A 23,122-nucleotide genomic window follows, 5' to 3' on the forward strand; every position below is an offset into this window, starting at 1 on the left:
CGTCGATTGTACGACGGATGCGGATGCACTTTTCTGAACAGCCCCGCTGCCGTGGGCGCTGGAAGGACACTCGGCACAGCCCGTAGAATCTGCCGAATGTCCTACCTCGTGCTCGCCCGCAAGTACCGCCCCCGCAATTTCACCGAAATGGTGGGGCAGGAGCATGTGGTGCAGGCCCTCACCAATGCGCTCAACACACAGCGCCTGCACCATGCCTACCTGTTCACAGGCACGCGGGGTGTGGGGAAGACGACGGTGTCGCGCATTCTGGCTAAATCGCTCAACTGCCAGGGGCCCGACGGTCAGGGCGGCATCACCGCCACACCCTGCGGCGTGTGCTCGGCCTGTACGGATATCGACAGTGGTCGCTTCCCGGATTACACCGAGTTGGATGCTGCATCGAACCGGGGTGTGGATGAGGTGCAGAGCCTGCTGGAGCAGGCGGTCTACAAGCCAGTGCAGGGCCGCTTCAAGGTCTTCATGATCGACGAAGTGCACATGCTCACGAACACGGCGTTCAACGCCATGCTCAAGACGCTTGAAGAGCCTCCTGAATACCTCAAGTTCGTGCTGGCCACGACCGACCCGCAGAAGGTGCCGGTGACGGTGCTGAGCCGCTGTCTGCAGTTCAACCTGCGGCCCATGGCGCCCGAGACGGTCCTGAGCCACCTCACGCAGGTGCTGGCGTCGGAAAACGTATCGTCCGAGCCCCAGGCCCTGCGGCTGCTGTCGCGCGCCGCGCGGGGCTCCATGCGCGATGCACTGTCGCTCACCGACCAGGCCATCGCTTTTGGCAGCGGCCAGTTGCAGGAAGCCGCCGTGCGCCAGATGCTGGGCGCGGTGGACCGCTCCTACGTGTTCCGCCTCATCGGCGCGTTGGCCGAGGGCGACGGCAAGACCGTGGTGGAAACCTCGGACACGCTGCGTCTCAATGGCCTGTCGGCCGCCTCTACGCTCGAAGAAATGAGCGCCGTGCTGCAGCGCATGGCGGTGTTCCAGGCCGTGCCCCAGATGGCAGGCGCCGTGGATGCCGACGACCCCGAGGCCGCAGAAACGACCCGTCTTGCCGCGCTGATGCCTGCTGACGAAACCCAGCTGCTCTACAGCCTGTGCCTGCACGGGCGCGGTGAACTGGGTCTGGCGCCCGATGAGTACGCGGCACTGACCATGGTGCTCCTGCGCTTGCTGGCGTTCAAGCCTGTAAGCGGTGTTGGCGGCGTTGGCGAATCGGCTGAAAAAAAAACTCTGACGCGGGCTGAAGCGGCGTCTTCCAGCCCACCAGCTGCGGTTTCTGCCGCTCCCGCAGCGGCAGCCGTGGTGGTGCCAGCCCCCGTGGCGCGAACGGCGCCGACGCCCGCGCCTGCTCCTCAGGTGCCACCAGCGGTGCCTGCAGCAGGTGCTTCGCCAGCATTGCCACCGAAGATTTCAGCAGAACCCGCCGAATCCGTGGACTCTTCGGAGCCACCACCCTGGCCAGGCTCGGAAGAGCCGGGTGCTGCATCACCTGCAAACTCCGCCGCCACGACACTGCCGGTGCGTACGCCCGAGAGATTTGGACAAAATAAGCACCCAGCGCAACCTCAGCATGCGCAAGGCGCTCCTGAATATGTAGCAATCCCGGTGCGTGAATCGCCCGAACCAGGGGAGCGTCTGCAACCGTTGCCGCTTTCTGCGCCAACGCCCGTCTCTGCGCGCTACACGCCCACCGAGGAGGGCGATGTCTGGCATGCCACTGTGCAGCAGATGGTGGCGGCAGAATCGATTACCGCCCTGGTGCGCGAACTGGCTCTGCAGTCGCAACTGGTGGCGCGCGATGGGGGGCACTGGTTGCTGCGTGTGGAGCGTGAATCGCTGAACCAGCCTACTGCACGCGAGCGCCTGCGCGCCGCGCTGGAGGCTGCTGGCCATGCCACCCAGATCAGTGTGGAGGTGGGCCACGTCATTGACAGCCCTGCCCGCCGCAATGCCGCTGCCGCTGCCGAGCGGCAGCGCCGTGCTGAGGAGATTGTGAACAACGACCCCTATGTGCAGTCGCTGGTGCGCGACTATGGCGCGAGAATCGTGCCGGGCAGCATCAAGCCTGCGTGAGATGAAGCGCCCCCTGAGTCGCCTGCGGCGCCTTCCCCCTCTCTCGCTTCGCGGGAGGGGGACGCACTCGGTGGCTTGGCAAAGCCAGCTCCACGAGTGCACTGGATTGGCGTGTGCCAGTTTCGAGGGCCGCTGACATTGCACAGCACAATACCGTGCATCTCGGATACCGAATCTCTCTCCCTTCGTGGGAATCGATCAACCAGAAAGAAAGCAAAGGAAACCACACCATGTTCAACAAAGGACAACTTGCAGGCCTCATGAAGCAAGCCCAGGCGATGCAGGACAACCTCAAGAAGGCGCAGGACGAGCTGGCCTTCATCGAGGTGGAAGGTGAATCGGGCGCGGGCCTGGTGAAAGTGGTGATGACGTGCAAGCACGACGTCAAGCGCATCACCATCGACCCGAGCCTGCTGGCCGAAGACAAGGACATGCTGGAAGACCTCGTTGCTGCGGCGTTCAATGCTGCGGTGCGCAAGGCGGAAGAGACTTCTTCGGAGAAGATGGGCAAGCTCACCCAAGGCATGCCAGGCCTCCCCGGCGGCATGAAATTCCCTTTCTGAGGGTTGGCTACCGAGCGGGCGATCTGCGTCGTTGGGCGGTGCTCGGAATCCTCACGTACAGGAAGTACGTTCCGGTTCCTGTGCTCCGTCCGCCTAGCAGCTCATCCCGCTCGCTACGCCCTTGAGGGTGGGGTTTGAAGGCAGAGGGCGAGCACCTGTTTGTCTTCCCTACATCCGTTTGGGCTGAGCTTGTCGAAGCCTGGCTCCGCCGCTCCCTACAACGTCACGCGCATCGCATCTAGTCTGTCCATGTCCATCACCAACTCCCTCGACGTTCTGATCCAGGCGCTGCGCCGCTTGCCGGGGGTGGGGGTGAAGTCTGCGCAGCGCATGGCGTTTCATTTGCTGCAGCATGATCGGGAGGGGGCGCTGGCCTTGTCGCGGGCGCTCGGCGATGCGGTGGGCACCGTGCACCATTGCGCGCGCTGCCACACGTTCACCGAGGCCGAGGTGTGCAGTACCTGCCTGGACCCTGAGCGCGATGCGACGCGGCTGTGCGTGGTCGAGACACCGGCCGATCAGTCGGCGCTGGAGCGCACGGGGGCGTTCAAGGGGCTTTACTTTGTGCTGATGGGGCGGCTGAGCCCCCTCGATGGCATTGGCCCCAAGGAAATTGGCCTGCAAAAGCTCATGGAACGGGCCACCGATGGCACGGTGCAAGAGGTCATTTTGGCGACCAACTTCAATGCCGAAGGCGAGGCCACGGCCCATGTGATCACCGAGGCGCTCAGGAGCCGGGGGCTGCACGTGACGCGGCTGGCGCGCGGCGTGCCCGTGGGCAGCGAGCTGGAGTATGTGGACCTGGGCACGATTGCGCATGCACTGGTGGATCGCCGCTAGGTGGTTGTTCGCGAAATTTGTGCCTGCGGCGGCTAGAATACTCACAATTTAATAGCTGCTAGCGCTTGTGTATCAAGCGCTAGAGCCAAAAAAGGCTTAAAAATGAATACCACCATGCATGTCGCACGGTTCACAGTGGCCTACTGGTGCGTGCTGATCGCAGCCCTGCTTCCCATGGGCTGCGCCTGGCTGGCCAAGAGTGGCAGCTTCGGCAAGTCGCGCAAGGACGGTGGCTTTGACAACCGCGACCCCCGCGCCTGGATGGCTCGGCAGACCGACTGGCGGGCCCGCGCCAATGCGGCGCAGGCCAACAGTTTCGAAGGCTTGCCGTTCTTCATCGGTGCCGTGATCATCGCGCACCTGCTCGGGGCGGGGCAGACGTTGCTGGACATGTTGGCGCTGCTGTACGTCATGCTGCGCATCTTCTACATCATGATGTACGTGTCCGACATGCCCACCGTGCGCAGTGTGGTCTGGGCCGCAGCGTTTTTGGTCAATATCGGCATCCTGTTCGTCGGCTACCGCTGATCTTTGCCAGCTCGGCCTTTGAAGAAGGGCTGGCGTCACTCTTTCGGGGGCTGCCGGTCGGGCTCTAGTTTCTTTCAACCCTGGTACGTAGAAACCCGCAGGGATTCCCCCTGATGCGGGTTTGTGGGCTCTGGGGCACGATTGTTGCAATGCAGCATTGCTGCTTCCACTGATTCTCACGGATTTCCATGACCCGCCCCTTGCTCACCCGTCGCGCCTTTGGCGCCGTCTCCGCCCTGTCGGCGGCCGGGGTGTTTGCGCCTGCCATTGTGCGGGCGCAGGCAGAGGGGGCAGCTGCGTTGGGCAACGTCACCATTGCCGTGGGCGGACAGGGCGTGCTCTACCACCTGCCGCTGGCGCTGGCCGACCAGCTGGGCTACTTCAAGGCGGAAGGTCTGGACGTGACGGTGCGCGATTTTTCGGCCGGCGCCCTGGCCCTGCAAGCGGTGCAGGAGGGGGGGGCCGATGTCTGTGCCGGAGCCTTCGAGCACACCATCCGGCAGCAGGTGCGTGGCCAGTCCTACCGCTCGCTGGTGGTGATGGGGCGTGCGCCTCAACTGGCGCTGGGGGTTTCGCAACGCTCGCTGCCTGCGTACAAGGATCTGGCGGATCTGCAGGGACGGCGCATTGGCGTGTCATCGGTGGGTTCGTCTACGCACCTGGCGGCCAGCGTGGTGCTGGCCCGAGCGGGCATGGGGCCGCGTGATGTGGCGTTTGTGGGCGTGGGATCTGGTATAGCCGCGATGAATGCGCTGCGTTCCGGACAGGTGCATGCGCTGTGCCATGCCGACCCGATCATGACGCTGCTGGAGCAAAAGGCAGACACACGCATTGCGGGCGACATGCGCTCACTCAAGGCCGCGCAGGAGATGTTTGGCGGCGCCCTGCCAGCCAGCTGTCTTTATGCGCCGCAGCCCTTCTTGCAAAAACATGCCGCCCAGGCCCAGGCACTGGCCAACGGCATCGTGCATGCCCTCAAATGGCTGCAGACCGCTGCCCCGGCAGACCTTGTCAAGGCGGTGCCTCCGGGCTACCTGATGGGAGACCGGGGGCTGTACCTGGCGGCCTTCAGCCGGGTGCGCGAGACCTATTCGACCCACGGGATGATGCCCGATGATGGCGCAGCCACGGCCTTGCGCGTGCTCTCGCGCGTGCACCCCGAGTTGGCGGATTTCAAGGTGGAGCTGGCACGCACCTACACCAACGATTTCGTGCGCAAGGCGCGGCAGAAATTCAACGTCTGAGCTTGCGCACCGGATACTCGCTGGGCCACTTTGGGGGTGACCGCAGGGGAGCAGTGGCAGTGCAGGACCCAGATTGATCAGTGGATGCCGCGCACTGTCGCAATGCGTCGGCATCCGGGTCGGGAAGATGGCTTACATTCGTCGGCGTTCGGTTTGCCGTAGCCTCGGCCTACCAGTCATCTACCTCACCAGGATTGCTCCATGTCTTTTACCCTCAGCATCGGCCCGCTTGTCTCTTTGATCGCGGGCATTCTCATCCTCGTCATGCCCCGTCTGCTCAGCACCATCGTGGCGCTGTACCTCATCATCATGGGCATTCTGGGGCTTCTGGGCATGCACTCGCTGAAGTTCTGAGGCGCCTGGTGACGCCTTCTTGCGCGTTGCCCGCGGCGTTCCAATGGCGTTTTAGCGGCGCTTGACCTTGGAGGGGGTTCCCCCTCGGCGTACAGGCGCAGCAGCCGTGCGCTTGCCAGAACCGGAGCGGGCCACCGTGCCACGCGCCTGCGTGGCCTGTCGCACGGGCAGGTATACGACCACCTGCTCGCCCAGCTTGAAGGCCGCACTGGCGCGCACGTCGTTCCAGTCGGCCACGCTGGCAGCGCTGAGCTTGTAGCGCCGGGCAATGCTGGCCACGGTTTCTCCCTTGCGGGCTCGCACCGTGGTGCGACGGGTCACGATCTCTGGCGAGAAAGCGACTTGGCCGTTGTCTGCCAGGTGCGAGGAGACGTCCTGCCGGATGGCGGATGAACGCGGGACCATCAACGCCGAGCCTGCCTTGATCAGCATGCGGGGAGGTATGTTGTTGATGCTGCGCAGGTCGTTCTCGCTCATGCCTGCCCGCTGGGCGGCTTCGGAGACCGTCATGGTGGAGGGCACGGACCACACGGTCCAGCTTGCATACTGGCCCTCGCGGCGCGCTTCAAGGTTGCGCTGGAACACCTTGGCGTTGTCCCAGGGCAGCAGGATTTGTGGTGTACCGGCAGCCAGAATGACAGGCTTGTTGAACGACGGGTTCAGCGCGCGGAAATCTTCCTCGCGAATGCCTGCCAGCGTGGCCACCAGCGCAACGTCGATGTCATGGGTGATGTCCACCGTCTGGAAATAGGGGTGGTTTTCGATGAGGGGCAGCTCGGTGCGGAAGGCCTCGGGGTTGGCTACGATGTTCTTCACGGCCTGCAGCTTGGGCACATACATGCGGGTTTCGGCCGGCATGTTCAGGTCGGTGTAGCTGGTGCCCAGCCCCTGCTTCTGGTTGCGGGCAATGGCCCGGCCTACGCTGCCTTCGCCCCAGTTGTAGGCGGCCAGGGCCAGGTGCCAGTCGCCAAACATGCCGTAGAGCTTTTGCAGGTAGTCGAGTGCAGCGCGCGTGGATGCGAGCACATCGCGGCGGTCGTCGCGGAAGGCGTTCTGCTTGAGGTCGAAATAGTTGCCGGTGGCGGGCATGAACTGCCACATGCCGGCCGCCTTGGCGCTGGACACAGCCTGCGGGTTGAACGCGCTTTCGATGTAGGGCAGCAGCGCCAGCTCGGTGGGCATGCCGCGTCGCTCCAGCTCTTCAACGATATGGAAAAGGTACTTGCTGGAGCGCTCGGTCATGCGCTGCATGTAGTCGGGTCGCGTGGCGTACCACTGTTCGCGGTCCTGCACCAGTTCGTGCTGCAGGTCGGGCATGGCAAAGCCTCGGCGGATGCGGTCCCACAGGTCGGCGGGGGCCGAGAGCGATGCGACCTCGCCGCTGGAGGCCTGCGCGGCGGTGATGGGCCTGAGCGGGCCGTTGGGGATGACGGGGGTGTGTGCGGTCCGGGGTGGTGCACCGGTGGGTGTGGAGGGGGCGCTGTCAGCCGCGCTGTCCTGCGAAGGCCCGGTGGTGGCGCAGCCCGTGAGCCAGAGCGCGCACGCCAGGCAGGCGATGTGCAAAATTTTCATCGAAACTCGTTTTTCCATTGACGCAGTGCGGCCAGTACCGCCACGGCATCGTCTTGATTCACCTTTGCGTCGTAGCCATGGGCCGCCTGGGCCACTGCAGGCTGTCGCACGCGCAGGAAGGGGTTGATGTCTTGCTCCAGGGCCATGCGCGACGGCAGTGTGGGCTGGTGGCGGGCCCGCAGTGCTTCACATTGGCTGCTGTAGTGGAGCAATGCCGCATTGCCGGGTTCCACGGCCCGCGCAAATTTCAGGTTGGAGAGGGTGTACTCGTGGGTGCAGCATACGCGGGTGTTGCCGGGCAACGCCGCCAGCTGGTCCAGGGAGTTCAGCATTTGGGCGGGCGTGCCTTCAAACAGCCGACCACAGCCGCCCGAAAAAAGCGTGTCGCCGCAGAACAGCAGGGGCTCCCCGCCGATGTCGGGGCAGTAGTAGGCAATGTGGCCAGCGGTATGGCCGGGCACATCCATGACTTCGAACCGAAGCCCCATGGTTTCCACAGCATCACCGTGCGCCAGGCGGTGCAGCGGCTCGGGGATTTTCTCGCGTGCGGGGCCGTAGACCACGGCGCCGGTGGCGCTGCGCAGGGCATCCACACCGCCGACATGATCGGCATGGTGGTGCGTGACTAGAATGGCCTTCAACTGCACGCCAAGGTGCTGCAGGGCCTGCAGCACAGGCGCGGAATCTCCCGGGTCCACAACGATCGCCTGGCGGCCGTCGTGCAGCATCCAGATGTAGTTGTCGGTAAAGGCGGGCAGCGGCAGCAAGTTCATGAGCGATCAAATTATAGGTTCGACGCATCTCCCTCTGTAGAAGGGCATCTGTCACACCGGGCGTCACACCGGCGTGGCAGAAAATCAAACGGCCTGCATCTTACGATGCTGCGACTTGGCACGGTCGGCGCGGTCCTTGATCCACTTCTCCAGGTCATCGCGCAGCACGTAGAGCGGTCCCTTGCGGGTGCCGTTGATGCGGAATGCCGGGATTGGCAGGGTGTTGGTCGCCGCCTTGCGCTGGGCAATCCGTGGGGTGATGTTGAACACCTGCTCGGCAATGTCGTTCAGGGGCAGCATGTCTTCCCCGAGGATGTTCTTGGTGTCGGTCATGGTGTCTTTCTCCTGTGTTCTCGTTCCAGTCGGCGCGCCAGGCGCTTGATCCGTTCGGCAGGCCATTCGTCGCCGCGCTCGAAGTCTTGGCTGCGAAGGCGCTTTTTGACGACGGCGCGGGCGTGGGCATGGCAGGCCGCGCGCAGGGTGAACCAGCGGCGGCCGCCGCCGTAGTAGATGCGGGCGATTCCGGCTTTCATGGTCAGGCTGTGCAGCGCGGCGCGTGCACGATTGGGATAGACCGTCCAACACTTGGGCGCGCCAACTCTGGGTTGTTGCGCATCCAGTCCTGCACAAACCAAAGTTGTCCGCAACCGCCGCCAATGTCGTCTTGTCCTGCCGGGTCGAAGCAGCGCGTGCTGTAGCCGTAGTGCATCAGCTTCTGCATGAAGTCCTGCGCCAGTTGACGCTGGCGCACATTGGCCGCCGCCACCGATTCTTCGCGCTCACACACGACACTGATGGTGGCCTGCCAAGCCGCAGGATTGAACAGGTTATAGATGCGCGCGGCGTCATCCGCTGACGTATTGCCTTCGTTGGCGCAATAGTTGAAGAACGGCTGGCGCCCAGTGGCGGCAAACCAGCGCTCGCCTTCCGTTGCGATCTGCGCCAAGTCCAACTTGGCCTTGAAGGGGATCAATGCATTGCGGGCATCGTCGGTGCTCTCGTGCACGCTGAACTGCAGGCCGACCGCTGGCACCTCTACCGACAGCGCGCGCACCCGCTCGTAATCGACCGCAGGCGCTGAGGTGCTGATGAGTAGGGCGAAACGCGGGTAAAGCGCGTGCAGCTTGCGGATGGCGTCCGACAGCCCGCCGAAGTTCAGCAGTGGCTCCCCCATGCTCATGAACATGATCTGGCAGCGCTGCACGGCCTCGGGGTTAATGCCGCGATCTGCAAACAAGTGCTGCACCTGGGCCACGATCTCGTCGCCGGTCAGGCTGCGCACAAACGCATCACCTGCGCCGCAGAACCGACACCCCACCGGGCACCCGCTTTGCGTGCTACAGCAGATCACGGTGCGCTCTTCGTAGGTCGGGTACTTGTACAGCACCGCCTCTGCCACCGCGTTGCCGAAATCGAAAACGTACTTGCTCACGTTCTCGTCGCTGGAGTCAATCCGCTTCACTTGCATATTCGTTTCCCCAATAAAAAAGGCCCCTCTCGGAGCCCTGGTGTGGTGTGTTTGCCTGTTAGGCGGTGGTGGGTGGTTAGGCCACAGGCCACTTACTTTGCGAGTAGGCCAGCGCGCGCAACCGTGGGTCTGCCTTGGTCATCACATCAAGCAATGCGCGCTTTTCCGCCAAGTAGGTGACGGCGAACTTTGGGTCGTGCATCACGATGCTGCTGGTGTTGCTGATCAGGTCGGCGCACTTGATGGTCTGAATCCAGCTGGTGCAGTCGGCCAATCGTGCGCGGCTTGCAGCCTTGCGTTCGGCGCGATTGCCTTCCTCAAGGTCCGACAACCCAGACACGCCAATTGCAACCGTGCAACCGAATCGGTCGTCAATCTCCTGCAAACTAACGCCCTGATCTTCCACGCAGTCATGCAGCCAAGCCACCGCCAGCATTACGCCGGGCGGCACCATGAATTCGTGCTGCACTGTTGCGACGATGCCAGCGACTTCAGCAAGGTGGTCAACATACGGGTTGCCCGTGTACTTGCGCACCTGCTTTGCGTGAGCTCGCCTCGCGAACTCCATTGCCTTGAATGCCAAATCCATATCGTTCCCCAAAAAGAAAGCCGCTCAGTGGCGGCTAGTGAAAAGTGTGAATCGGCTCCGGTTCCTCCGGCTCCGGTGGTGCCTTGTCGGATTCATCCCGCTCTTTTCGCCAGTCTGTAGCCTCCCAGCGTTCTGGGTAGTGCTTGGCCTCGTAGGCTTCGCGGTAGTCACGGGCGCGTTTGCTCATTGGAAAATCTCCGACTTGAGTGACAGGCGCGGTGGGTTGGTTACCGTCGAGGGCTTCCCACATGCCGGACAAACATGCGTGTAGCCTTTCCCTTCTGGGATGTACAACCCATTGGGGAAATTGTGCTCAGGATGGCGGCACGTCTCGCTAGAAGGCAGGTTGAAGAACCCTCCTTTATGTGCTTGGTCTGTCATGTCCTTCTCCTTCGGTATTGAGGGCGCGGATAGCGGCGTCGATGGCGCTCTCTGGTGTCGTGTAGTAAATGCTGGTCATTGCCTGCCAATGCTGGTGCTCGGCCTCGGCAGGTGCTTCGTCTTGGTACACCCTCCACAAGCCCTCGATATGCTCGATCATTCGCATGCGATCAGTGCTGCACAGGAAGTTAAGCCGCTCCCGCTCTCGCGCAGCCACAAGGGCGGCAAAGCTGGCGACCGTGAACTCGTCTGTCTCCGTTTCCAGCACGCCAGAAAACTGCGCAGGGGCGAACTTCATCCCTGCCTCTCGCGCAAGTTCAATCACATCTTTGGTCATGGTTGGCCTTTCTGCGTCGCTGTGGAATTGGCCGCAACGCGAGCGTCTAGAACTTCATCTAACCGGTCATCGCTGTATGTCATGGCGTTAAGCTTGAGGCCCTCCAAGGTTGTCACCACGTAGGTTGGCGGGCTGTCTGTCCAGTGACACTTGCGGAGAAATTTGTACCGCCCTGCATCCTTGCGCGACCCCTCAATCTCCAGCAGCGCCGCGTCCAGGTCTTCATTCGCCTTGTACGGCTCGCCGGTGAAAGCCTTGCGCAGTTCGGTGTACATCCGGCTGACCATGCTTCCAGACCATCCCGTTTCCTCGCAGATGGCGTCTTTCATGCGCCGGAGGATATCGTGTGGCATGGCTTCGAATGCATTCTTTGCCGTGGCCGATAGCTGGGCTTTGAGTTCGGCCATCTCCCGCACCTGCGCTTCCAGGGCGTCGGCTGCGTCGTTGCATGTCACGCGGTCAAAGCAGCGTAGCCGCTCAATCAAATCAGTGTGTTTGGTCATGGTGCTTCCTTGGTTGGCGTGCAATCACACCAGGGTTGTACGGCGCGCAGCCGACTTCGGGAAAAACACCAGAGAGAAAACCGGGAAGTCGATTTCCTCCTGCGGTGTCACTCGCTCTCCGTTCACTAGTACGGCACCTTGCTGGATGTGGCGCCGGAGTTCTCCATTGCTCATTGGCCTGTGTGGTTCAGTCTTGTCTTCGCCGCGCTCTATGCTCAGTGGCAGGGCTGGGCGCAGGCTGTTCAACCATTGCAGTGCGGTCAAAGCGCACCCCCTTCCCGCAGCTTCTGCGGATCAACACCGGCCCATGCCTTTGCTCCGCGCTCGGTGAGGGTGGATAGGTCGGATTCGAGCAGGTGGGCGCGGGCGGCTGTGATGGCTGCTTCTGATTGCTGGTAGTGCTCCTGTTCTTCTGCTTTCCAGTAACCAGTGTCCCCAGAGTCGGCCAGCTCTTTCCATTTGAGATTGCTCTTTTCCAGCGCCTCCAGCATCTGCCTGATAAGCGATTCGTCATCCTTGCGAACCTCGGCCTCGATGGTGCGGGCCAGCTCTCTGCGATTGACAATTTGTGGCACGCTGAGATCTTTGCCGCGCCAAAGCGCGTCGATTTGTTCATCGCTCAACATCCTGTCCTCCTTTCATATCCGCCACGCCATGGGCGGATTCTGCGTACCGAATGCCGTTGATAAAGTCTGCCTTTCCAGAGTCCCCGCTCCAGTAGCCAGCGGACTCTGCAAGCCCACTAACTTGCGCTGGCGTCAGCGGATTGCTGGGCTGCATCTCTGGACGCCACCACCCCACAAACCCGGCAAAATCCACAAACCCCCGCTGAGGCTGTGTTCCCTCTACTTGCCGCTCAAAGCAGACGCCGGTGATAACGAAGCCCTTCTCCAGCAAGTCGGCCAGCTTGCGGGCGCCAAGTTCGGTGAAGTCTGGAAGTGTCAAGGATTGCTTGACTATTGCGGGATTAGCCATGGTCGGCTCCTTTGATGTTTTGAGCGGCCTGTCGAATCACCTCTCTGGCTTCCGGTTTGGCAAGTGTTTCGCCGTCGCTTGTGCAATAGGGCAGCCCGTATTCGTAGTGGTCAACCTCACGACCAAACTCATCCAGCGCTTCATAGATCGCGTCGCACTGCTCATCCGTCAGCGGCACCGCCCCGGCCTGCGCCTGGGTGGGCTGCGGGGTGGTGTAGAGCTTGGTGCCAACTGGAACGCTGTCTAACCATTGCAAAGATGCGTGAATGATTTTGTGGGGCAGCCATGCCGGTGACGCTTTCGCTGGGCGTGCCGCCATCACTACTTCTGCAATCGCCCCACACGCCACCACTTCTCCCGCCCCTGCAGGTGTGCCCCACTTGGCATTAATGGCCGCTTCTGCAGCTTCTCGCAGGCCCAGTACGTACAGCTCATTCCCCGGGGCATCGCAGCGGGCTGCTCGCTCGCGCAAGTCTTTCGCAAGCGCTTCAAGCGCCGCATCCGTGGGCTGTGTTTGCTCAGTCATGTTTGCCTCCTTGCTTGCGGGCTGCGTCCATGTAGGTGCCCGGGATCTCGTCCATCATGTCGATCAGGGCCTCCATTCGCTTGCGCCCGTAGACCTTCATGGCGTCGTTCTCGGGGTCGTCCACGATGGCCGCTACCGGGAACGCCATCTCGCTTGCGTTGACCAGTCGGCGCCACCGCGCCGCATCCTCCAGCACGCTGTCTGCCGCCGCCCACTTGCGCTGCATTTCCTCTCCGTGCAGGTGCGCGCACTGCTCCATGGTGATGACCGCAATGTGGCCGTGCAGCATGTTCAGGTGCACCGTCTCAGGCTTGCCCAGAAGCTCTTTCAGGCGCTCCTTAGTGATGCTGTCTGCCTGGGTGTGGGCTTCGTTGACGATCTTTTCCAGCTCTGCACGGAATTCAGAAGCAGTGAATGTGAATTGGTTTGATAGCAGTCTTCGCAACAAGTACAGCGTGTCGCGGTCCATTGGTGCTGTTGAGCGACTCAAAAACATCAATCTGCGCTCAATGATCCCAGCTATCGCTGTTGCCTTGTCCCCTTCGGCATCTTCTTTCAGGTAGGTGCAGATCATTCCGGCCATGTATGCGCACCATGTGGTGTCGGCTGCGCGCATGGCGTGTTCGTTGAGCGCACTGCGAAACTGCTCCGCTTCCATTGGAGTCACTATGTTTTCGTGCATCGAATTCGGCCCCTCTACGGTTATGCGGATTGCATTGCCCAACTCATTGGTGAATTCTCTTGTCACTGTCGGCCCCGCTACTGCTCCACCCGCTGGTGCCCTCACGCTGTCTGCCTGGGCGGCTGGGGTGGGCGCTGCGGGCAGAACGCGCTGGCTTTCTTGCCGAGCAATGTCGATGTAAGGGCCAATCCAAGAGTGGGAAACTCCGGTTGCATTCAGTGTTTCCCGCGCCCTGAGCAGCCCCTGATGAACTGCCTCCCAATTCCTGGCATTGAACTCGGCCGGTGTGGCGTGCAATACCCATTCCGCCAGAGTCTCGCTCGGCCCCGCTACTGCGCCAGCGGCTGGTGCCGCCTGTGCCGTGGAGGCGGACATAACCAGTGGGTCACCCATACCTGCCGCGTAGGCGTCACGCGCTATCTGTTTGATGCTCGTCGGGTCGAGCTTGTAGCCTGAATACCAGGATTCAAACGAGCTATCACCGACATGCAAACCCGGCGTGCTGTCTTTGTACGCCCCGGCTGGTGCTTGCCCATTGGATGCGCGGGCCTGCCATGCACGCCAGCAGAGATTGGTAGACGCATCTTGATAGTCTTCTGTGCGTCCTGGCGCTGTGTCTCGCCAGACTCGCCCGACGCTTCGAGATGCCCACGCCTCAAACGCTTTGCGCTCGTCAGGCAGCTCCGCATAGGCCACGCCCTGGGGCGCTGCTGTGAGTGCCGCAGCAATCCGGTTTACAGCATCTTCAATGCCTTCGCCTGGGGCAAGCTGTGCGGCTGCGAATAGTTCGTGTGCCAGCGCTGTCTGGGCGTGTTCGCCTTGGGTGGGGGTCATTTCGTAATCCTTTCTTTGCGCTCGCCCATGAAGCGTTGGAGCAAAGCGCGTTGCAAACGTCCAGTCATGGACTGGATAGAGCGCAGTTGCTTGTTCACGACCTTCTCGCAGTCAGGGCACATGACCTTGATTTCATCGGTCTGGTAGATCTCGCGCAGGTCGCTCAATGGCGTTCCTGTCTTTCCGCAAATGTCACAGGCCATCACAGCTCCTTTGCCTCAGATGCGGGAAGGGGTGGGGCGGCGGCGATCATTGCGCGGTAGCCAGCGTGATTGAACGAGTGCGTTCTCAGCGGCTCCGATCCCCTAGCGGCGTCGAGGTATGCCCAGCCCATATCAAGCGTTGGCTCAATCGGCACCAGCTTCCACCCTGCCATTCCCTCTGGGGGAGATGGGTGGGTGTAGAGCGTCGGCAGTCCGGCCACATCCTCTGGTTGCAGCCCCCCTGGCTGTGTATGTCTGCAGGTAAAGTGGCAGTCGTTGATGGTGCCGCTAACCTCAAGCACCCATTCTTCGCCTCGCTTGTAAATCTTGCTCGCAAGCGGGAAAGCGTTGTCAGGCTCACTCCCCGCACTTGCTGCGAGAGAGGCGCGGCCAGCCAATGCGTCACGCAGCGCCGCCAAATGCCTTGATTTCACTTGGGAGCATGCACGGCTTGGAATGTCTCTCGTCTTGCTGTCTGCGCTTAGTACGCCGCCCAGGCGAAAGTCTGCATGCTCTACCAATCTTGCAGCGCATTCGGCAATGCGTACCAAATCGCGCTCTGCTGTATTCGTGTCGTCAGCCATACGGCCTCCATGTGGTGTTAGCGGGCGCCAAGGCCCTGGAATGGGGTTGCTTTCATCTCTCGCCACGCGGCCCCGGTGCGGACCTTGCTGATCAAGGTTCGATCAACGCCGTACAGAGCCGCTAGTTCGTCAATTCCTTCTGACGAATCACGGATCACACTAGCCTTTTGCATGTCGAGCTTCCCGTTCGGGCGGTTGGCTTTCGCGCTTGCAATCGCTTTCCTGAGCCGGACTGTCGGGCAGGCTTTGGCCTTTACAGCGGCTTCTGATTTGGTGGTGAGCGCCAAATGAGCCGGATTGACACACCTTGCGCAACCGCATGTCGTGGTTACCAGTCGGCCTTCTGGGATCGGGCCTTTGGCAAGCTCATAAACCACACGGCGCGCTGCTTTGTTGTTGTACTTCGGATGCCCTGATCGCTTGCTGAGACTTCCAGTCCAAACAAGGCAATCTGCATCCTCCTGGCATTTGCTAAGCAATGTTTCTAGGGTCGTCATGGTCGTAAAAAAGCCCGCTACTGCGGGCCTTTGGGTGGGGTGGTGGAGGTCAGTACGGGATGTCGTCGTCCATGTCGTCAAATCCACTGCCAGCCGGTGGTGCGGGCGCTGGGCGGGGTGCTGGCGCAGGGGCGGCAGGTGGCGGGGGCGCCGTGCCCTGTTGCTGGCCGCGCGCGAAGTCGTCAAAGTCGGCCACGCCTTCCAATGAGGTGCCGGTGCTGCCATCCTGCTTCTGGAACGTGGCGATGTGCAGATCGCGAATGACCAATGAAACCTGCTTGCCCTTTGTCAAATGCGGCGCCAGAGCAGCAGCTTGATTGCCAAACATGGAGGCGCGCACCCATTGGGTGGGCTTCTTTCCGTCATCGCCTTTACGCCCGTAGTTGTAGGCCACGGCCAACTGCACGACAGTGGTGCCGCTTTGAGTGGTGCGCGTTTCGGCATCGCGGCCAAGGGTGAATAGTCCGGTGAGAGTTGCCATGGTTTCTTTCAGGCGGCCAGCAGCCGCATTTGCTTTTCTTCGGCGTCTACTTCCATGAGGAACTGCAGAACACCACGTTCGTGGGCTTCGATCCGATCAAGCACGTCGCAGCGCTCGATGCGGGTGATGAAGGTGCGCAGCTTGGGGGGCATGCGCGGGTCAAATGATTGGAAGTCGCAGAAGTCGAAGCCCGTAACCCAGAACGAATGAATCACCTGGGGCATGTATTCGCTGGGCACCACTCCTGCGCGCAGGTAGCTGTAGTGGTTCTTGGACTTCGGGCTCTTGGATTCCCAGAAGCCAGTGCGCCCACCGTCTTTGATTACTCCGTCCACGCTGCACCCTGCCATGATCTCCGGCAGGTACGCGAAGCCCTGTTCTTCAATCACAAGGTCGCGCGCCAATTCGTAAGCCATCCGCGAGTGCGGCTCCTGCTCCTTGCCCCAAGCGATGTCTTCCGTTTCCTTGAAGCTCTGCGGGGTTGGCATGCCTGTGATGCGCTCCAGCACCAAGTCCATTCGCAAATTGGCACGGGTCGCAGCCTCACCAGACTTAACGGTGGCGAACACTGCAGCGCAAGATGAACCAGTGACGCGGCCCAGCCGGTCCCGGCGCCATTCATCGGTGCCTTGGGCGTGCGGGCTGACGATGAACCGGCTCATGACTTTGCCCCAAGTGCTGCGCGCTTGGCGTCCACGACCATCTTGAAGGCGTTCCAGCTTTCTACGTCGCGCGCGGCTTCAAATTCGGCGCCTGCCATCTTGCGTGTCTGGTTCAGTGCCTCCAGATTCACCGCTGCGTTGGCCTTGCCGATCCACTCCTGCAGTAGCGCCGCGCTGTCGCGCCCATCACCGCCGCCGCGCCCGTCATCGTCTTCCATGTCCTTGGTTGCCAGGCCGGTAGCCGCCAGGAGCGTGTAGCGCTGCAGGTAGGTGACAGTTGACGCCATCTGCTGGATGCGGTTCTTCTTCCCGCTGTCGTCTGGTGCGCCCTCCAGTGTGGTCGATTCGCTATGCCCCATCTTGTGGGTCAGGATGCAGGTCACGGTAATTTGCCCATTGCTCTGCACCGTGTCCCAGCGGTGGCTGATGCCGTGCTGCGCCAGCGCCTGCATGATTGCTTGGGTCACATCGCCCAGTGTGGCGTGCATGTACTGGGTGCCACTGAAAGCGACTTCCTTGCGCTTGAGGATTTCAGGCGGGTTTTGCTTAAATTCAGACATGGCCTGCACGTAGGCTTTGCGGGCCTCGTTCGCTTCCCAGTCCTTTTGCAAATCCAGCATTCCGCGCATGTCGGCAATGCTCATGCCAGCCTTCATGGCTTGCATCGCCATGGCCAGGGGGCCGCCCTGTGCCTCGGTGGTGGTTGTCAGGGCGGCGCCGGGGGCGCGCGGTTCAATTTCGATCACATCGGTGGTCATGCTTCGATTCCTTCCAGTTGCGCCAGTACCTCATCGCGGGCTGCGCGGGCGTTGGCAAGTTCTTGAGCGTCTTCGGCTTGCTCTGCTGCGCGCCATTGGCGCAGGGCGTCGTGCATCGCTGGAGATGCATCACGAACCCGCTGCCGTGCGGCCTCTTGTCGTTCGCGTTCTTCGCCCTTGCGCTGCTGTTCTGCCCGCGCTGCTGCGGCCTCGTCGTCCAGGCGCTTGCGCTCGGCTGCGGCTGCAGCGTCCAGCGCGTCCTGCTCTGCCTTGCGGTCTGCGGCGGCCTTGGCTTCTTCTGCGGCGCGGGCATCAGCTATGCGCTTGTCCTCTGCGGCACGAGCTTCGCGGGCCTTGCGGTCTTCTTCATCGCGGCGGGCGCGGTCGGCATTCTCGCGGGCCTTGGCTTCGGCGCGGGCTGCAGCTTGCTCCTTCTCGAAGGCTGCGCGCTCTGCAGCCAGCTTCTCGGCGGCGTCCTTCTGCTCGGCGGCCAGACGTTCGCGCTCTGCCTTTTCGCGGGCTTCCTGCTCTGCACGTTGGCGGGCCAATTCGGCGCGTTCTTCTTCTAGGCGGGCTTGCTCTGCTTCATGGGCGACGGCGGCGGCGTGCAATTCCTCCATGGCGGCCAGTGTTCCGGCCTTGACCTGCTGCGCCTCTCCTGCGCGGTCGCCGTAAGCATCCAGGGTGATTTCCGTTGCTTGCAGGTTCTGCATGGCAACGTAGATACCCGCAGCCTTCACGCCAGCAGGGATCACCAGATAGGCGCGGATCGCGTCGATGCGCTCTTGTATGACCGCGCGGGCCGCCTGTTCTGCAGCTTCGCGCGCTGCCTTCGCTGCCTCCTTGCGGGCTTCCTCCGCCTTGATCTGGTCATCAATGGGTTTCTCCAGCGCCACCAGCTCAGCGGTCAACGCTTTGGCCTCCGCGTCGATCAGGCGGCTGCGCTCCAGCGCCGGGGCCTTGAGTTCAACCCGCTTTGCCTCCAGCGCTACACGCAGGCTGCGTACCTCCGCGCGGTCCTTTTTGGCAATCTCCATTCCTTTGCCTGTGGACAGGTCATAAGCCACACCAGCGAGCCGTCCGCGCAAATCGGCAAGCGCTGCAGCGGTGGTGGAATACTCTGCAATAGCCATGGTTGGCTGGTCGATTGTTTCGCTCATAGCGTCCTCAATAAATCGGTGTTGAATACCCCGCACAAAAGCAAGTGCGAGGTGCCCTCACATGTAAAACGGATACAGCACACCAGCCGCAAAGCCGGTCACTGCAAAGAATGCGATAGCGATAACAAGCCAGAACAGAGCGCTGTCTGACTGGCAGTAGTCGTCGTTGAGTTCGTCTTCTGTCATGTGGATGGCTCCTTCAAAACTAGGTCTCGCTGGTGCATGACCTCGGTGAAGACCTTCCCGCGCCCGTTGCGCTTTTGAAACTCGATCAGCAATCGGCCACGAAAACGCTTTTCGCTGTCTGAGCCGTAGCCCCAGTCAAGGATGGCTTTCAGAACGATTGCGTCGCGGTCTTTTACCTTGCGGCCAAAGTCTGCGAGCCAGGATTCGGAGTCTTTGACACGAACCACACTGCCAGTTGGATAAGGTGTCATTTCGCCTCCCCCTCTGCTGTGTTGGGGCGGGCCTTGGAGAGGGCGGCGCGGGCTGCTTTGAGTGCATCAGATGGCGGCGCCCCCAACTGCATCCCCCGCTCATAGCTTTTGGCGAGCTTGTGCAGCGCCTCCTCCAGCTCCTTCACCCGCTCCACAAGCTGGCTTGGTGTGAGGCCGGTGGTGTGGAACACTGTTCCGGCTTCAGCGATAAGGCTGGCGTTTGCTTTATCCACAGGATTCCCATTCATGCTCCCAACCGTGCAGATGCGGCGAGGGCCAATCTCTCCTGTGCCAACAGACCTTACGGCCGGGTGCAAAGCCGTTGGGTGAATCACCCAAGGCCCCGGTGTCGGCTTTGCTTCAATCATGGCTATCCTCCTTGGTCTGTTGTTCAATGCGAAACTTCCAGTAGTGGTCTTGCGGCGTTGATTCAGGATCTATCAGCGACAGAATTACCTTCTCGCTGCAGTGCAGGACTGGGTATTCATCACCGTTGTCTGAGAACTTGACCAGTACCTGCTTGCCATCAGCCAGGGCGCGCAGCAGGTCAGCGTTTGGGTGCGGGGTCATAGTTCATCCTTGCTTGCGCCACAGCATCCCGAAGGCTTGCGGCTGAATCTTCCTCAGCCTGCCAATCTGGCGGGCCGTCCATGTAGTGCGTCAGAATGAAAAAAGCCGCAATCAATGCGGCTGTTTTGAAGAATGTGCCCCAGTTGGGGTGAAGTCGGTTCATGGGGTGTTCTCCAGGTCGATACCAGCAGCAGCGAGTTCATCGGCTGTTGGAGTGCGTTCGTAGTCGCAGTGTCGGCAGCGCATCTTTGAATACCTGCGCGGGTAGCTCTTGCTCATTTCAAGCTCGTGCGGGGCGCCATTCAGGCAATCGGCTTTGCGCGGTGTGTAGTCGAGGCTGATGTAGGTGTTAAAGACAAAAGTCTTTTCACACTCGCGGCATGTGTGCTCATGGCGCACGTCTTCTGCATAGCCCGCGCCGTCGTCGTGACAAACGTCTTGGTCGGCGCCGCAGTACGGACACTGCATGTCACTCATGTGGTTCTCCTTGTTGGGATGGCAGCTCAAGTTTTGCCGTGATGGTGAGCCGAGTCCCTGGTGGAAAATCTTTGGCATAGGCTTTGTATCCATTGCCGAAAACGAACCCGCTGCCACCGACTTGCTCATGGCCTTCTTGGCGCCAGAATCGTCCGTGCTCCAACTCCACATTGACCAGCACGTGGCTGGTTGTCGGGTTGTTTTCTGCCAGCACTTCTGCGGGGCTTGTATGCCTCACACACAGCCACTTCCCTGCGCGCTGCTGTGCCGCGGCAGTACCCTCGCAGAGTTCTCGCTGCGTGTCGTAGTGATAGAACGATGTTTCCTTGCAGCCTGGGAAACTGCAGACACACCGTACTGTGTAGCCGCGCCTTGCGCTCATTGCTGTGCTCCTTGTGCTTTGGAGATTGCTGCGCGGTAGCTCTTGCTATCTCCACCAAGAGCGTCGATGTAGTTGGCAGCCGATAGAAGCTGGAAAGCAAGATCGTGTGCTTCGGAGTTCTCCGCCTTCACCTTAGCCTGCGCCTCAGCGCTTGCCTTCCGTGCTGCTGGGAGGTCTTTGAGTGCTCTGGTCATGGCTTGGCCTTTGGTGGGGTGGCGCGCTGGTTCCATGCTCGTTTTGCTTCGGAGCCCGCATGTCGGTGATAAAACTCATGGTCGCTAACGCGCACTGGGCTTTCCTTGGTCTGCAGTAGCCCGGGGAAATAGCGCTTGTAGCCACACGGCGTGCAGCCGATGTTTATCAGTCGGTCACAGGCGTCGTACTCAGCAGGCCCGCCACAGAATGGACATGGAATCATTTCAGGCTCACTCATCATCTTCTCCAGGATGGTCGGGGTCTCTGCTATCCGGGTGCTCGCGCATCCGGCGTTCCAGTGCTTGTTCACGCTTTGCTTCTTCGCGGGCAAAGAAGTCAAACTCTGGCGGGATGTTGAAGTGACCGCGCAGGCAGTCGGCTATGTCGGGCTGTACGTGGTCGTTCATTTGTTCACCTACTGGATGTTGAAAGACCGCCCGTCGTGACCTTCGACTGACCCATGTGCGCCAATAGACACTGTCGTGTCGCGGTGCAGTCGGAATGCGCGGTGGACAGCTTTTTCAGCGTTGCCCCGGTACGCTTCAAACTCGGCCTTCAGGGCTTCATACTTTTGTTTCCACTCCCGCTCGATGGCGTCGTAGCGCTCACTTGAAGGCGGCGAATAGAAGGCCATCCCGTAGTTCTCATGCCAGTTAGAGACGTTTTCAGCAATCGCCGAACGCTGCTCCGCAGTCATGGTCAGCCCGCATTCTTCTGCGGCGATTTCGATGCATTCGTTCCAATAGCTGAGGTCGTTTGACATTGCTGCCTCCATGAAAAAGCCGCCTCAGAGGGCGGCTAGGGTGGGTGGGTGGGTTGGTGGCCCCGGACTTCTACCGGCGCGGTAATTCATTCACCACCAGGTGGGCGTCCTTACTCTGCCCCGCCATTCACTGCTGCAGACAGCTTCCGGCTTCGTTTTCTGGCACGCCCGCCTGATGGCCCTGGGCCTTTCACCCAGGAGGTTGTCGGAGCTTCCATCCGCACCAGCCGCGAGCCCGCAGCCTGTGGAGTTGGTTAGGCACTGAGCGCCACAGCGCAATGCAGCGCAATTTCCCTGGTGTATGCGACGATGTGCTCCTGGCTGACGCCGCAGCATCCTTCAGTGAACACGCACGATGCGGCGCCGTGATTCAGCAGGCTGGTGATTCCCACGCGCTCCAGCGTCTTCTCAATCAGCGCAATCTCATCTTCCGCCGCCTGAGCGCCGCAATTGCACTTCACGCTGGTGTCCCAAGCTGCAGGGCAGCGCTTGTCATGATCTGCTTGTGTTGCCATGCTCTCTCTCCTGTTCGTTGATTGGTGATTGCTTTGAAAGGCGGGCAGGGCGCTACCCTCTGCGATACGGCTAATCACGCAACTCCGGGCTTTATGCCTTTGTCGCGCCCCAGTGCCACCCAGGGAGTCCGTCTACCACTTGGCTATGGTGCGTGTCTCGTCCTCCGCTGTCTCCAGCATCAAAGGAACTGGCTTCCACGCCGCCGCCCATCAAAGCAATCACCCCTGGATAGCCTGTGGGGTGGGGGGGGTTTACACAACCTTGCCGCCATGCACCTTGATGAGCGCAACCAATTCATCTTTCTTGGCGATGTCGCACTCGACCACAAATGAGGCCGTCTTCTGCTTCTTTCGCCACTTCTTGAAATAGCTCTCAAAGCTCGGATCGTCACCATCGCTGACCCCGAATACCATGCCATCAGCCACGGTAACTTTTGCGGAATCTGGTATCTGGTCAATGTCACAGAATTCCGGAATGTCGGCGCCATCGACGGTGATGTATTCATCGTCGTGGTACACATCGCCGCTATCCGGCCAAAACTCCTTGTCAGCGTAGAAACGCTTCAGCTCAGCGCCTGTGGTTTTGGTAGCCATCTCTACTCCTAGTTGAAAACAAAGCGCCTCTGAGGCGCTGGTGGGGGTTAGATCAGCACAGGATCAAAAGCACCTGCGCGGCGCGCCTTCTTGAACTGGCGCACACCGCCGCAGGTTTTCACCAGCTTTCTGATGGCGGCGCGGGCCGGGTTGGTGTAGTTGCCACGAAAGGTGATGTACCGGCCAAGATGCTGGCGGCGTTGCGATTCCTTGCGGCGCTCGCGGTACTGGTCCATGGTTTCGCCAACGAGGCGCTCAGGTGTGTGGATGTTTGCTTGCATGGTTTGCTCCTGTTGAAAAATCCAAAGCAGCCTCTGTGAAGCGGCTTTGGGTTTGGCCCCTTCCTGCTCTTGGCGGGGCCTACCTCATCTGCACTTGGCGCGCCCAGAACAGCGCCCGATCTTTTTGATTTCGCTGGATACGGCACCCAGCGCGCGACGTTGAAAGCGTCTATGTGTCTCAAAGCTTTTGGGGCTAGGTCGGCCTTACCGAGTTGCTCCATCGTCCGTGCCCATGCACGCGATCCCCGGACTCGTATCCGATACACACCGGTTCACCCGGCACCTGCGTTGGTCTGCGTGTCGGTG

Annotated in this window: 40 protein-coding genes; 6 read left to right on the forward strand and 34 right to left on the reverse strand. The window is 61.1% G+C overall.

The window, feature by feature from the left end; translation table 11 throughout:
* The first annotated feature begins 96 nt into the window (after window positions 1–96).
* The 6 genes from dnaX to LPA35_RS17140 all read left to right on the forward strand — a co-directional run bounded on the left by dnaX (window position 97) and on the right by LPA35_RS17140 (window position 5,617).
* On the forward strand, window positions 97–2,088 hold the full coding sequence (gene dnaX, locus LPA35_RS17115) for a DNA polymerase III subunit gamma/tau (RefSeq protein ID WP_228897766.1): 1,992 nt from the start codon (window positions 97–99) through the stop codon (window positions 2,086–2,088).
* Window positions 2,089–2,318: 230 nt separating this feature from the next.
* Window positions 2,319–2,651, forward strand: coding sequence for a YbaB/EbfC family nucleoid-associated protein (locus LPA35_RS17120; RefSeq protein WP_055398201.1), 333 nt, complete (start codon window positions 2,319–2,321; stop codon window positions 2,649–2,651).
* 249 nt (window positions 2,652–2,900) lie between these two features.
* Window positions 2,901–3,491 (forward strand): recombination mediator RecR, encoded by a 591-nt coding sequence (gene recR, locus LPA35_RS17125; protein WP_228897767.1) that lies wholly within the window; start codon window positions 2,901–2,903, stop codon window positions 3,489–3,491.
* Between the two features lie 102 nt (window positions 3,492–3,593).
* Entirely contained in the window at window positions 3,594–4,019 is a 426-nt protein-coding gene (locus LPA35_RS17130; RefSeq protein ID WP_121420522.1) for an MAPEG family protein, read from the forward strand.
* Between the two features lie 188 nt (window positions 4,020–4,207).
* Window positions 4,208–5,263, forward strand: coding sequence for an ABC transporter substrate-binding protein (locus LPA35_RS17135; RefSeq protein ID WP_228897768.1), 1,056 nt, complete (start codon window positions 4,208–4,210; stop codon window positions 5,261–5,263).
* Window positions 5,264–5,464: 201 nt separating this feature from the next.
* Window positions 5,465–5,617, forward strand: coding sequence for a DUF3096 domain-containing protein (locus tag LPA35_RS17140; RefSeq protein ID WP_082437438.1), 153 nt, complete (start codon window positions 5,465–5,467; stop codon window positions 5,615–5,617).
* 51 nt (window positions 5,618–5,668) lie between these two features.
* Here the strand turns inward: LPA35_RS17140 and LPA35_RS17145 are convergent, their stop codons facing one another.
* From LPA35_RS17145 to LPA35_RS17305, 34 genes are all read right to left on the reverse strand, one after another.
* Complete coding sequence (locus tag LPA35_RS17145; RefSeq protein WP_228897769.1) at window positions 5,669–7,189, reverse strand: transglycosylase SLT domain-containing protein; 1,521 nt, start codon at window positions 7,187–7,189, stop codon at window positions 5,669–5,671.
* Window positions 7,186–7,962, reverse strand: a complete 777-nt coding sequence (gloB, locus tag LPA35_RS17150) for a hydroxyacylglutathione hydrolase (RefSeq protein WP_228897770.1) — start codon at window positions 7,960–7,962, stop codon at window positions 7,186–7,188. The genes LPA35_RS17145 and gloB overlap by 4 nt, the downstream gene beginning before the upstream one ends.
* An 84-nt stretch (window positions 7,963–8,046) precedes the next feature.
* A complete protein-coding gene (locus tag LPA35_RS17155) occupies window positions 8,047–8,295 on the reverse strand; it encodes a pyocin activator PrtN family protein (protein ID WP_228897771.1) in 249 nt (82 codons plus the stop codon).
* A complete protein-coding gene (locus LPA35_RS17160) occupies window positions 8,292–8,495 on the reverse strand; it encodes a hypothetical protein (RefSeq protein WP_228897772.1) in 204 nt (67 codons plus the stop codon). Before LPA35_RS17160 ends, LPA35_RS17155 begins: the two co-directional genes overlap by 4 nt.
* 2 nt (window positions 8,496–8,497) lie before the next feature.
* Complete coding sequence (locus LPA35_RS17165) at window positions 8,498–9,430, reverse strand: radical SAM protein (RefSeq protein WP_228897773.1); 933 nt, start codon at window positions 9,428–9,430, stop codon at window positions 8,498–8,500.
* 76 nt (window positions 9,431–9,506) lie between these two features.
* Window positions 9,507–10,019 carry an HD domain-containing protein gene (locus LPA35_RS17170; RefSeq protein ID WP_228897774.1) on the reverse strand — a complete coding sequence of 171 codons (513 nt, stop codon included), beginning with the start codon at window positions 10,017–10,019 and terminating at the stop codon, window positions 9,507–9,509.
* 34 nt (window positions 10,020–10,053) lie between these two features.
* Window positions 10,054–10,206, reverse strand: coding sequence for a hypothetical protein (locus tag LPA35_RS17175; protein WP_228897775.1), 153 nt, complete (start codon window positions 10,204–10,206; stop codon window positions 10,054–10,056).
* Window positions 10,207–10,380: 174 nt separating this feature from the next.
* Window positions 10,381–10,737: a hypothetical protein gene (locus LPA35_RS17180; protein ID WP_228897776.1), complete on the reverse strand. Its 357-nt coding sequence runs from the start codon at window positions 10,735–10,737 to the stop codon at window positions 10,381–10,383.
* Window positions 10,734–11,240: a hypothetical protein gene (locus LPA35_RS17185; RefSeq protein WP_228897777.1), complete on the reverse strand. Its 507-nt coding sequence runs from the start codon at window positions 11,238–11,240 to the stop codon at window positions 10,734–10,736. The genes LPA35_RS17180 and LPA35_RS17185 overlap by 4 nt, the downstream gene beginning before the upstream one ends.
* 24 nt (window positions 11,241–11,264) lie before the next feature.
* Window positions 11,265–11,504 (reverse strand): hypothetical protein, encoded by a 240-nt coding sequence (locus LPA35_RS17190; protein ID WP_228897778.1) that lies wholly within the window; start codon window positions 11,502–11,504, stop codon window positions 11,265–11,267.
* Window positions 11,501–11,866 carry a hypothetical protein gene (locus LPA35_RS17195; protein WP_228897779.1) on the reverse strand — a complete coding sequence of 122 codons (366 nt, stop codon included), beginning with the start codon at window positions 11,864–11,866 and terminating at the stop codon, window positions 11,501–11,503. The genes LPA35_RS17190 and LPA35_RS17195 overlap by 4 nt, the downstream gene beginning before the upstream one ends.
* Entirely contained in the window at window positions 11,853–12,215 is a 363-nt protein-coding gene (locus tag LPA35_RS17200) for a hypothetical protein (protein ID WP_228897780.1), read from the reverse strand. The genes LPA35_RS17195 and LPA35_RS17200 overlap by 14 nt, the downstream gene beginning before the upstream one ends.
* Complete coding sequence (locus LPA35_RS17205) at window positions 12,208–12,741, reverse strand: hypothetical protein (RefSeq protein ID WP_228897781.1); 534 nt, start codon at window positions 12,739–12,741, stop codon at window positions 12,208–12,210. The genes LPA35_RS17200 and LPA35_RS17205 overlap by 8 nt, the downstream gene beginning before the upstream one ends.
* On the reverse strand, window positions 12,734–14,257 hold the full coding sequence (locus LPA35_RS17210; protein WP_228897782.1) for a hypothetical protein: 1,524 nt from the start codon (window positions 14,255–14,257) through the stop codon (window positions 12,734–12,736). The genes LPA35_RS17205 and LPA35_RS17210 overlap by 8 nt, the downstream gene beginning before the upstream one ends.
* Entirely contained in the window at window positions 14,254–14,460 is a 207-nt protein-coding gene (locus tag LPA35_RS17215) for a hypothetical protein (protein WP_228897783.1), read from the reverse strand. Before LPA35_RS17215 ends, LPA35_RS17210 begins: the two co-directional genes overlap by 4 nt.
* Window positions 14,460–15,044: a hypothetical protein gene (locus LPA35_RS17220; RefSeq protein WP_228897784.1), complete on the reverse strand. Its 585-nt coding sequence runs from the start codon at window positions 15,042–15,044 to the stop codon at window positions 14,460–14,462. The genes LPA35_RS17215 and LPA35_RS17220 overlap by 1 nt, the downstream gene beginning before the upstream one ends.
* Before the next feature lie 17 nt (window positions 15,045–15,061).
* Entirely contained in the window at window positions 15,062–15,541 is a 480-nt protein-coding gene (locus LPA35_RS17225; protein ID WP_228897785.1) for an HNH endonuclease signature motif containing protein, read from the reverse strand.
* A gap of 49 nt (window positions 15,542–15,590) precedes the next feature.
* On the reverse strand, window positions 15,591–16,022 hold the full coding sequence (locus tag LPA35_RS17230; RefSeq protein ID WP_228897786.1) for a single-stranded DNA-binding protein: 432 nt from the start codon (window positions 16,020–16,022) through the stop codon (window positions 15,591–15,593).
* Window positions 16,023–16,030: 8 nt separating this feature from the next.
* Entirely contained in the window at window positions 16,031–16,684 is a 654-nt protein-coding gene (locus tag LPA35_RS17235; protein ID WP_228897787.1) for a YqaJ viral recombinase family protein, read from the reverse strand.
* The gene (locus LPA35_RS17240; protein WP_228897788.1) at window positions 16,681–17,442 is read right to left on the reverse strand and encodes an ERF family protein; all 762 of its coding nucleotides are present in this window, start codon (window positions 17,440–17,442) and stop codon (window positions 16,681–16,683) included. Before LPA35_RS17240 ends, LPA35_RS17235 begins: the two co-directional genes overlap by 4 nt.
* On the reverse strand, window positions 17,439–18,602 hold the full coding sequence (locus LPA35_RS17245; RefSeq protein ID WP_228897789.1) for a hypothetical protein: 1,164 nt from the start codon (window positions 18,600–18,602) through the stop codon (window positions 17,439–17,441). The genes LPA35_RS17240 and LPA35_RS17245 overlap by 4 nt, the downstream gene beginning before the upstream one ends.
* Window positions 18,603–18,659: 57 nt before the next feature.
* Entirely contained in the window at window positions 18,660–18,788 is a 129-nt protein-coding gene (locus LPA35_RS26090; protein WP_255669763.1) for a hypothetical protein, read from the reverse strand.
* Entirely contained in the window at window positions 18,785–19,039 is a 255-nt protein-coding gene (locus tag LPA35_RS17250; RefSeq protein ID WP_228897790.1) for a hypothetical protein, read from the reverse strand. The genes LPA35_RS26090 and LPA35_RS17250 overlap by 4 nt, the downstream gene beginning before the upstream one ends.
* Entirely contained in the window at window positions 19,036–19,407 is a 372-nt protein-coding gene (locus tag LPA35_RS17255) for a hypothetical protein (protein ID WP_228897791.1), read from the reverse strand. Before LPA35_RS17255 ends, LPA35_RS17250 begins: the two co-directional genes overlap by 4 nt.
* Window positions 19,400–19,609, reverse strand: a complete 210-nt coding sequence (locus LPA35_RS17260) for a hypothetical protein (protein ID WP_228897792.1) — start codon at window positions 19,607–19,609, stop codon at window positions 19,400–19,402. The genes LPA35_RS17255 and LPA35_RS17260 overlap by 8 nt, the downstream gene beginning before the upstream one ends.
* Window positions 19,587–19,772, reverse strand: a complete 186-nt coding sequence (locus tag LPA35_RS17265; protein WP_228897793.1) for a hypothetical protein — start codon at window positions 19,770–19,772, stop codon at window positions 19,587–19,589. Before LPA35_RS17265 ends, LPA35_RS17260 begins: the two co-directional genes overlap by 23 nt.
* Window positions 19,769–20,086 (reverse strand): hypothetical protein, encoded by a 318-nt coding sequence (locus LPA35_RS17270; protein WP_228897794.1) that lies wholly within the window; start codon window positions 20,084–20,086, stop codon window positions 19,769–19,771. Before LPA35_RS17270 ends, LPA35_RS17265 begins: the two co-directional genes overlap by 4 nt.
* Window positions 20,079–20,468, reverse strand: a complete 390-nt coding sequence (locus LPA35_RS17275) for a hypothetical protein (RefSeq protein WP_228897795.1) — start codon at window positions 20,466–20,468, stop codon at window positions 20,079–20,081. The genes LPA35_RS17270 and LPA35_RS17275 overlap by 8 nt, the downstream gene beginning before the upstream one ends.
* Window positions 20,465–20,662, reverse strand: coding sequence for a hypothetical protein (locus LPA35_RS17280; protein WP_228897796.1), 198 nt, complete (start codon window positions 20,660–20,662; stop codon window positions 20,465–20,467). The genes LPA35_RS17275 and LPA35_RS17280 overlap by 4 nt, the downstream gene beginning before the upstream one ends.
* A 231-nt stretch (window positions 20,663–20,893) precedes the next feature.
* Window positions 20,894–21,070, reverse strand: a complete 177-nt coding sequence (locus LPA35_RS17285; protein WP_228897797.1) for a hypothetical protein — start codon at window positions 21,068–21,070, stop codon at window positions 20,894–20,896.
* 8 nt (window positions 21,071–21,078) lie between these two features.
* Window positions 21,079–21,426, reverse strand: a complete 348-nt coding sequence (locus tag LPA35_RS17290; RefSeq protein WP_228897798.1) for a hypothetical protein — start codon at window positions 21,424–21,426, stop codon at window positions 21,079–21,081.
* A 254-nt stretch (window positions 21,427–21,680) separates the two neighbouring features.
* Window positions 21,681–21,941: a hypothetical protein gene (locus tag LPA35_RS17295; RefSeq protein ID WP_228897799.1), complete on the reverse strand. Its 261-nt coding sequence runs from the start codon at window positions 21,939–21,941 to the stop codon at window positions 21,681–21,683.
* A gap of 252 nt (window positions 21,942–22,193) precedes the next feature.
* Window positions 22,194–22,535 carry a hypothetical protein gene (locus LPA35_RS17300; protein ID WP_228897800.1) on the reverse strand — a complete coding sequence of 114 codons (342 nt, stop codon included), beginning with the start codon at window positions 22,533–22,535 and terminating at the stop codon, window positions 22,194–22,196.
* A gap of 47 nt (window positions 22,536–22,582) precedes the next feature.
* Window positions 22,583–22,816, reverse strand: coding sequence for a hypothetical protein (locus LPA35_RS17305; protein ID WP_228897801.1), 234 nt, complete (start codon window positions 22,814–22,816; stop codon window positions 22,583–22,585).
* Window positions 22,817–23,122 lie beyond the last annotated feature (306 nt).

The organism is Acidovorax sp. Leaf73 (assembly GCF_916855635.1).
GTDB lineage: Bacteria > Pseudomonadota > Gammaproteobacteria > Burkholderiales > Burkholderiaceae_C > Acidovorax > Acidovorax facilis.